The organism is Desulfobaculum sp. (assembly GCF_054921475.1).
The window spans coordinates 1-8,006 of sequence record NZ_JBUDSW010000172.1 but is presented as its reverse complement, the minus strand read 5'-3'; the positions used below and the strand labels follow the sequence as shown (position 1 = coordinate 8,006).

Below are 8,006 nucleotides of genomic sequence, written 5' to 3'. Positions count from 1 at the left end.
CCGCCATGCTCGCCGCCGCCCTCGACGGCGCGGACATCCGCTCCCTGTGGGACGTGCTGGCAGAGCACCCAGACGCCCTCCCCGCACCTGCGCGGGGCACCTTCGCCCTGCACGACCCCTGCACCGCGCGGCACAACAGCGCCATGCAGGAGAGCGTGCGGCAACTTCTGGAGCGCCTTGGCGTGACCGTAACCCAGCCGAAGCTCTCGGGCCTGCTGACAGAATGTTGCGGGTTTGGCGGCCTGCTGGCCGATGCCAACGCCCCGCTGGCCGCCACCGTCGCGGCGGAGCGCGCCCAGCGCCTTGACGGCGACGCCGTCACCTACTGCGCCATGTGCCGCGACCTGCTGGCCAAGGCGGGAAAGCGCTGCCTGCACGTCTTTGACCTTCTCCTCCCCGGCGGAGACGACGACCCGGCGGCGCGCCCTGCGCCCACCCACTCCACGCGCCGCGAAAACCGCGTCCGCCTGCGCGAATCCCTCCTCCGCGAGCTGTGGGACACCGACGCCGCGCCCCGCCCTGCCCACGAGTCCGTTGCCGTCCGCTTCACGGAAGAGGCCGCACAGCGCATGGAAGAGCGGCGCATCCTGCTCTCCGACGTGCAAAAAACGCTGTTTGCCGCGCACGCCTCGGGCAAGGGCCTGCGCAATACCACAAACGGACGCCTGCTGGCCGCGCACCGCCCTGCCGTGGTGACCTATTGGGTGGAATACGAAATGGATGGCGACACCGCCGTGGTCCACAATCTGTGGAGCCACCGCATGCGCATCGCCGGAGGCACACTGTGAGTACATTAAAGATACTGGACGACGACTTTTCCAACTGGGAGTGCATCCACTGCGGCGCGCACCTCACGCCCAGCCCCGTGGAGCTTGTGTATCTGGACAGCCGGTTCAATGTGGAACTGCCGGCCTGCCCGGACTGCGGCTTTGTGCTCATTCCCGAAAACATCGCCCTCGGCAAAATGGCCGAAGTGGAGCGACTGCTGGAGGACAAGTGACGCAAACCGCTGCCCGCCCCCTCTGGGAACAGCCCATTTTGCGGCGCGTTGCCGGAGAGACCCTCCGCCCCGGCGGGCTTGCCCTTACCGACACAGCCGTACGCCTTGCCGCAGTGCCCCGCGGGGCGCGCGTCCTCGACATTGGCTGCGGCCTCGGCGCGACAGTACGCCACCTGCGTGACGTCCACGGCCTGCGCGCCACCGGATGCGACCTCTCCTTCCGGCAACTGCGCAGCGGCGCACACCCCGCCCCCGCTGCCGGCGGAGGCATCCCTGCCCTTGTCTGCGCCGACGCCATGCACCTGCCCTACCGCCACGGCAGGTTTGACGCGGTCTTCTGCGAATGCGTTCTTTCCCTCATGCCGGACCCGGAAACCGTGCTCCGCCAAATAGCCCATATTCTCAGGCCCGGTGGTCACCTCATCATCGCGGACCTTGTGCAGCGGCGGCGCGCCCCATCCTGCCCGGGCGCCCGCCCGTCCGCGAGCACCACAACGCATCACACAGCTCCGGACGCCGCGCCGCAGTGTACGGACACGGACGCCGCGCCCTCCTGCGCCACCAACGCGCTGGACCCCGCAGCCCTACGCGCCAGCCTCACACACCTCGGCTACGTCATCACGCAGGAGCAAGACCGCTCCCGCCAGTTGGCGGAATTGGCGGCGCGGCTCATCTTTGCCGGGCTTCCGGCGCAGGCGCTGCCCGGTGGCGGCTGTGGCGCGCCCGGATACATGCTTTTCATCGCGACATCGCCAACATCATGCGGAGACATGCCATGCTGACCGATACTTCCCTGCACATCATGACCTTGACCGGGCAGGGCTACTGCTGCGCCCAAATCATGGTTAAACTGTGTCTCGACACCATGCAGCGCGATAACCCCGACCTGCTTCGCGCCGTCAGCGGCCTGTGCGTCGGGGGCGGAGACTGCGCCGGGACCTGCGGCATCCTCACCGGCGGCGCATGCGCCCTGTCCCTGTACGCAGGCAAGGGCGAAGACACCGAAACCCCTGACGACAAACAGCCCCTGCTGCTGGAGACCTTCCGGGACTGGTTCGCCGCCCGCGCGGTAGAGCGCTTTGGCGGCATCACCTGCGGCGACATTGCGGGCACGGACTGTCCCACGCCCTCGCCGGACCGCTGCGGAACCCTGCTTGCCGAGGCCGCGGACGAAGTGCTGCGCATTCTTGCCGACAACGGCATCGACCCCACCCTCAGCCGGGATGACGCCGATGCCTCGTGAATTTGACCTCACCGCCGCGACGGCCAGCGTCTGCCCCGTGTGCCTGCGCCGCATCCCGGCGCGCAACGTCACGCAGGACGGCGAAACGCGCCTTGTCAAAACCTGCCCGGAGCACGGGGAGTTCTCCACGCCGGTCTGGCGCGGCAAACCAGCGTTCAAGGCATGGTCGCGCCCCAAAACGCCATCCTGCCCGCCCGTCACCGCCACCGACGCCGCCAAGGGCTGCCCCTACGACTGCGGCCTGTGCCCGGACCACAACCAGCACACCTGCACCACCCTTGTCGAAGTCACGTGGCGCTGCGACCTTGGCTGCGAATTCTGCTTTGCCTCAGCCGGCGGTCCCACACGGCCGGACCCGACCCTTGCCGAGTTGGACACTCTCCTTGCCACGGTGCACAGCGCCGCCCCAACCTGCAATCTGCAACTCTCCGGCGGCGAACCAGCCGTACGCGACGACCTGCCGGAAATTGCCGCCCTCGCCAAACGCCGCGGCTTCGGCTTTATCCAAATCAACACCAATGGCCTGCGCATAGCGCGGCATCCGGAGTTCGCCCACCGGCTGGCTAACGCTGGCGTGGATTCCGCCTTTTTGCAATTCGACGGCACCCGGGACGATATTTTCCGCACCATCCGGGGCCGCGCGCTGGTGGAAACCAAGCTCCGCGCCATAGACAACCTTGTCGGCGCGGGCATTGGCGTTGTGCTGGTGCCCACGGTGGTCCCCGGCGTCAATGACGACAACCTCGGCGAAATTCTGCACTTGGCGGCCTCGCTCTCGCCGGGCGTGCGTGGCGTGCACTTTCAGCCCGTCAGCTACTTCGGGCGTTACCCGCAACACCCCGCGGACAGCATGCGCATCACCCTACCGGAAATCATGGCCGGGCTGGAGGCGCAAACAAACGGCGCTGTGAAGGTGGACGATTTTCTCCCTCCCGGCTGCGAACATGCGCGGTGTTCCTTCCACGGCAACTACCTCGTCATGGAGGACGGCAGCCTCAAACGCTTGTCCGCCGGGCGCGAGGCCTGCTGCTGTACGCCACAGCCCGCCGCCGAAGGTGCGGAAAACTCCCGCGCCTTCGTCAAACGCCAGTGGGCCGCGCCGGAGGCCGCCGCCGACAAGGCAGACGCGCCGCAGGACGACTTGGACGCTTTCATCCAGCGCGCCAAAACGCATATTCTGGCGGTTTCGGGCATGGCCTTTCAGGACGCGTGGACCCTTGACCTTGAGCGCCTGCGCGGATGCTGCATTCATGTCGCCGCACCGGACGGGCGCCTTGTGCCCTTCTGCGCCTACAACCTGACGGCCGATGACGGCGCCACCCTCTACCGGGAGACAACCGATGCCACTCCGGCCTCTTGACCGCTGGGTCAACCAGCGCCTCGGGCGGCCAGCAGATGGACCGCCGCCCTCCCCGGATGAGCTTCGCCGCTGGCAGATGGAGCATCTGCGCCGCACTCTTGCCTATGCTAGGGAGCGCAGCCCCTTCTACCGCCGCCAGCTTGCGCATATCGCCCCGGAATCGCTGCGCGCCCCCGGGCACATGGAGCGCGTCCCCCGGCTGGAACCGCACATCCTGCGCGAAAGGCCGCAGGACCTGCTGTGTTCCTCGCAGGACGACGTCGCCCGCGCCGTCACGCTCTCCAGTTCCGGGTCCAGCGGTCCCCCCAAGCGGCTGTTCTTCACGGCGGGAGATTTGGAGCGTACCACAGACTTTTTCCGACACGGCATGGCGCAGTTCATTGCACCCGGCGACAGCGTGCTGGCCATTCTTCCGGCGTCACGCCCGGGCGGCGTCAGCCAGATTCTTGCGGACGCTGTCACGCGGTGCGGCGGGGCCGTGCATACCGCCGCCGACCCTACGGACATTCCAGACCTCTGCCGCACAGTGCTGGACGCCAAGGTCCGGTGCATTGTCGGGCCGCCGGTACATGTGCTGGCTATTGGTCGGCTTCTTCGCGCGTGGAAAACGGATTCCCCCGTACGCGCCGCCCTGCTGTGCTGGGACACCGTGCACGACGCCGTGGCTTCAGCCATCACCGAAGCCCTCGGCTGCGTCACCTTCCGCCACTGGGGCATGACTGAAACCTGCCTCGGCGGCGGGGTGGACTGCCTGCTGGGCACCGGCATGCACCTGCGCGCCCCGGACCTCTTCTGCGAAGTGACGGACCCCGTCACGGGCGCTCCCGTCCCGGACGGCGTGGACGGCGAACTTGTGCTGACGACGCTCTCGCGCCGCGCCATGCCGCTTATCCGTTACCGCACCGGCGACGTCGCCCGCATCGCTCCGGGGGTCTGTCCCTGCGGCTCGCCGCTTCCGCGCCTAGAGGCCCTCTCAGGACGCCTGGGCGGCGGCATTGCCCTCCCGGGCAATGCCCGCCTCACCATGGGCGACATCGACCGCGTGGCCCTCGCCCTGCCCGGCGTCCTTGACGTTACAGCCACCTACGACCCGCCTTCGGCGACCCTTGCCGTTCATCTGTACACCACGGGGGAGCACGCCGTACCGCCGCGCTGCTCCACCCTCACCACGGCGCTCAGCGCCCTGCCCGCAATCAACACCGCCATGGACGCAGGCGGCATGCGCCTCTGCGCCAGTGTCGAAGCGTCGGATGGCACCATCGCTACAGCATTTGCAAAGCGGACCATCGCCTACCGCCATAAAGAGGTTGCACTCCCATGAAAAAACTCGTTCACAGCATCCGCCAGCAACTGGAATCCGGCCACGACCTTGTCCTCGCCACTATCGTGGACCACGACGGCTCAACGCCCCGCTCATCCGGCAGTAAGATGGCCATCCACCGCGACGGCTGCATTGACGGCAGCGTCGGCGGCGGCCTTGTGGAAGCTCTGGTCCAGCGCGCTGCCGCAGACCTGTTTACCGCTGGCGAGGGCGCGGCGTCCTTTCAGGACTTTGACCTCTCCAACGAACTCGCAGCCAATGCGGACATGATTTGCGGCGGGCACGTCCGCGTTATGCTGGAGCATCTGCCCGCCACCAGCTGGGCCAGCGCCGCCTACGCCACGCTGGACGACAGGCTCCGCCACGGCCAAAAAACCGTTCTGCTCACCCTGCTGCAGGATGGCCCCTCGCCCCGCGTCAGCAGCCGCGCCGTCCTCACGGCAAACCAGCCCGTCCCGGCATGGTCCGGCCTCCAGCCAGAAGACGCAAAATCCCTCTGCGCCACGGCCCTTTCTTCGGGCAAGCCCCTTATCCACACCATGGACGGCGCGCGCCTTGTGGCCGAAAGCTTCTCCCCCATGCCCAGCCTGTTCATCTACGGCGCGGGGCACGTCTCCCGCCCCACGGCGCAGCTGGCGTCCATGGTGGACTTCCGCACCATCGTCCTTGACGACAGGCCGGAATTCGCCAGCGACCTCCGCTTTCCCCACGCCGACGAACTCCGCATCCTGTCCGACTTCGACACCGCCCTCACCGGCGCAGAGGTGGACGAGGATGCCTACATCGTCATCGTCACGCGCGGGCATATTCACGACAAAACCGTGCTGGCGCAGGCCCTGCGCACTCCGGCCCGCTATATCGGCATGATAGGCAGCACCCGCAAGCGAAACGCCATTTACGACGCCCTGCTGGCCGACGGCTTTACCCAGCAGGATATCGACCGCTGCCACTCGCCCATCGGCCTCAGCATTGGCGCGCAGACTCCCGAGGAGATCGCCGTCAGCATCGTTGCCGAACTCATCGCCATCCGCTCAGGAGCCTTAGCATGAGGCTCCACGGCATCGTCCTCGCGGCGGGACTCTCCTCGCGTATGGGGTGCCTCAAGGCGCTACTGCCCCTTGGGGACGAGAGCGTGCTCTCGCGGTGCGTGCATACCCTCCTCGACGGCGGCGCCATGGACGTCACCGTCGTCACCGGCCACCGCAGTGAGGACGTCAGCGCCGAAGCCGCGCGCTGCGGCGCCCGCGCCGTGATGAATCCCGACTACAAACAAGGCATGTTCACCTCCATCCGCCAAGGCGTACAGGCCCTGCCCCGCGACGCGGAGGGCTTTTTCCTCTTGCCTGTGGACATCCCCCTTGTGCGCTCCACAACGGTCCGCTCGCTGATGCTCACGTTCCTCAAGCGCCAGCCCGCCATTATCTACCCGCGCTTCAATGGCGAACGCGGGCATCCGCCGCTCATCAACGCCAGCCTCATCCCAGCAATTCTTGGCGACGATGGGCACGACGGCATGCGTGGCGTCCTCGCCCGCTTTGAAAGCGACGCCTGCGACAAGGACATGCCCGACAGCCATATCCTTAATGATATGGACATCCCCACGGAGTACGAGCGCGCCAAGGACCTCCTGCGCCTGCACAACACGCCGCTTCCCGAGGAATGCCAGGCGCTGTGGGACCTCGCGGATACGCCCGAGGACACCCGCGCGCACTGCCGCTGTGTGGCCGATGCCGCCTGCATCCTTGCCGAGCGCCTCACCACCGTGAATCCCGCCCTGCGGCTGGACACCGCCATCATCCGCGCCGCTGGCCTGCTGCATGATGTCGCCAAGGGCAGCCGCAACCACGAGGCCACAGGCGGCAGTCTGCTTGCTGGCTACGGCTTTTCGGACATCGCCGACATCGTGGCATCGCACCGCGACACCGACATCACGCCCGACGCCCCCCTCAGCGAACGGGAAATGGTCTTTCTCGCAGACAAGTACGTCCGGGGCACCCACATCGTGGCGCTGGAAGAGCGCTACGGTCAGCGCCTGCGCCAATGGATGCACGACCCGGACGCCGTCAAAGCCATCAAGGGCCGCCTAGACCGCGCCAAGGCCCTGCAAACCCGCTACGAAACCGAAGCCCGCACCCACCTGCCGGACCTGCTGACGGAGGCCTTGAGCGGAGCAACGTCTTGCTGATCCTCTGCCGCCATGGGGAGGCGCACCATATCCCCGCAAGGACCACGGCAGGCTGGTGGGCTTTTGAGATAAGTGATGATGGTCACCTGCCGTACTTCAAGGCAAAGACACGGACGAGCCGCCTCCGCTGTTGCGGAGCCCTTTGGCGAAGTGGCGGGAAAGAACGGCGCAAACGGGACAACAGCATGCTGACGCTCTCCCAGCGCGGGGCAGTGCGCGACGCACACACGGGAAGCACAGTGAGACTGCGTTGTTGTGGCCGCGCCCTGCTGGCACCATCGGCGCCACGGCCCACCGCGCCAAGGCCAATGCCACACCCCTCGCCCGCGACATATGGAGCATCATCATGTTGATCCTCTGCCGCCATGGAGAAGCGCAAAACGCTCGCGGACGCGCCATTGGACAAACGAACCTCCCGCTGTCTGAGGCCGGGAGACGTCAGGCGCAGTGGCTGGCGCAGCATGTCCCACAAGGGAGTATCGCCACCCTCGCGGCCAGCCCACTTCAGCGGACGCAGCACACGGCGCAGGCTGTGGCGGACGCATGCGGCCTGTCCATCACCACCATCCCCGAACTCGCCGAAATCAACCTCGGCACGTGGGATGGCCTTGCATTTGACGACATCCGCACGCGCTTTCCCGCAGACTACGCCGCGCGGGGGCGCAACATCGCAGGCTTCCGCCCCCCACAGGGCGAAAGCTTCGAGGACCTCGCCGCCCGCTGCCTGCCCACCATCCTCCGCTTGGCAGAGGCCAAAGAAATCGCCTTCGCCGTCACCCACGCCGGAGTCATCCGCGTCGCCCTGTGCACGGCCACAAGCCTACCGCTGGAGCACCTCTTCACCTTCCGCCCCAAGCACACCCACTGCCACCTCCTCACCGCCGCACACTCTACACT

At 67.1% G+C, this 8,006-nt stretch carries 9 protein-coding genes; all 9 read left to right on the top strand.

The annotated features are described in order from the left end of the window. On the top strand, positions 1-788 hold a 788-nt coding region (locus ACY69P_RS11450; RefSeq protein WP_462327564.1), incomplete at its 5' end, for a heterodisulfide reductase-related iron-sulfur binding cluster. Beyond that, positions 785-1,000 (top strand): DVU_1557 family redox protein, encoded by a 216-nt coding sequence (locus ACY69P_RS11445; RefSeq protein WP_459901967.1) that lies wholly within the window; start codon positions 785-787, stop codon positions 998-1,000. The genes ACY69P_RS11450 and ACY69P_RS11445, both read left to right, overlap by 4 nt. Continuing rightward, the gene (gene trsM, locus ACY69P_RS11440; RefSeq protein ID WP_462327563.1) at positions 997-1,782 is read left to right on the top strand and encodes a DVU_1556 family methyltransferase; all 786 of its coding nucleotides are present in this window, start codon (positions 997-999) and stop codon (positions 1,780-1,782) included. The genes ACY69P_RS11445 and trsM overlap by 4 nt, the downstream gene beginning before the upstream one ends. Beyond that, on the top strand, positions 1,776-2,243 hold the full coding sequence (locus ACY69P_RS11435; protein ID WP_459901969.1) for a DVU_1555 family C-GCAxxG-C-C protein: 468 nt from the start codon (positions 1,776-1,778) through the stop codon (positions 2,241-2,243). Before trsM ends, ACY69P_RS11435 begins: the two co-directional genes overlap by 7 nt. Next, complete coding sequence (gene trsS, locus ACY69P_RS11430) at positions 2,224-3,603, top strand: radical SAM (seleno)protein TrsS (RefSeq protein WP_462327562.1); 1,380 nt, start codon at positions 2,224-2,226, stop codon at positions 3,601-3,603. The genes ACY69P_RS11435 and trsS overlap by 20 nt, the downstream gene beginning before the upstream one ends. After that, a complete protein-coding gene (locus tag ACY69P_RS11425; protein WP_462327561.1) occupies positions 3,584-4,924 on the top strand; it encodes a DVU_1553 family AMP-dependent CoA ligase in 1,341 nt (446 codons plus the stop codon). Before trsS ends, ACY69P_RS11425 begins: the two co-directional genes overlap by 20 nt. Continuing rightward, positions 4,921-5,973 (top strand): XdhC family aldehyde oxidoreductase maturation factor, encoded by a 1,053-nt coding sequence (locus tag ACY69P_RS11420; RefSeq protein WP_462327560.1) that lies wholly within the window; start codon positions 4,921-4,923, stop codon positions 5,971-5,973. The genes ACY69P_RS11425 and ACY69P_RS11420 overlap by 4 nt, the downstream gene beginning before the upstream one ends. Then, a complete protein-coding gene (locus ACY69P_RS11415; RefSeq protein ID WP_462327559.1) occupies positions 5,970-7,109 on the top strand; it encodes a DVU_1551 family NTP transferase in 1,140 nt (379 codons plus the stop codon). Before ACY69P_RS11420 ends, ACY69P_RS11415 begins: the two co-directional genes overlap by 4 nt. Before the next feature lie 250 nt (positions 7,110-7,359). After that, positions 7,360-8,006: histidine phosphatase family protein (locus tag ACY69P_RS11410; protein WP_462327558.1), on the top strand; the 647-nt coding region annotated here is incomplete at its 3' end.

Excerpts from the sequence above, each read along its gene's own strand:
- ACY69P_RS11435 (WP_459901969.1), top strand. The coding sequence starts at position 1,776 with ATGCTGACCGATACTTCCCTGCACATCATGACCTTGACCGGGCAGGGC.
- trsS (WP_462327562.1), top strand. The coding sequence starts at position 2,224 with ATGACGCCGATGCCTCGTGAATTTGACCTCACCGCCGCGACGGCCAGC.
- ACY69P_RS11425 (WP_462327561.1), top strand. The coding sequence starts at position 3,584 with ATGCCACTCCGGCCTCTTGACCGCTGGGTCAACCAGCGCCTCGGGCGG.
- ACY69P_RS11420 (WP_462327560.1), top strand. The coding sequence starts at position 4,921 with ATGAAAAAACTCGTTCACAGCATCCGCCAGCAACTGGAATCCGGCCAC.
- ACY69P_RS11415 (WP_462327559.1), top strand. The coding sequence starts at position 5,970 with ATGAGGCTCCACGGCATCGTCCTCGCGGCGGGACTCTCCTCGCGTATG.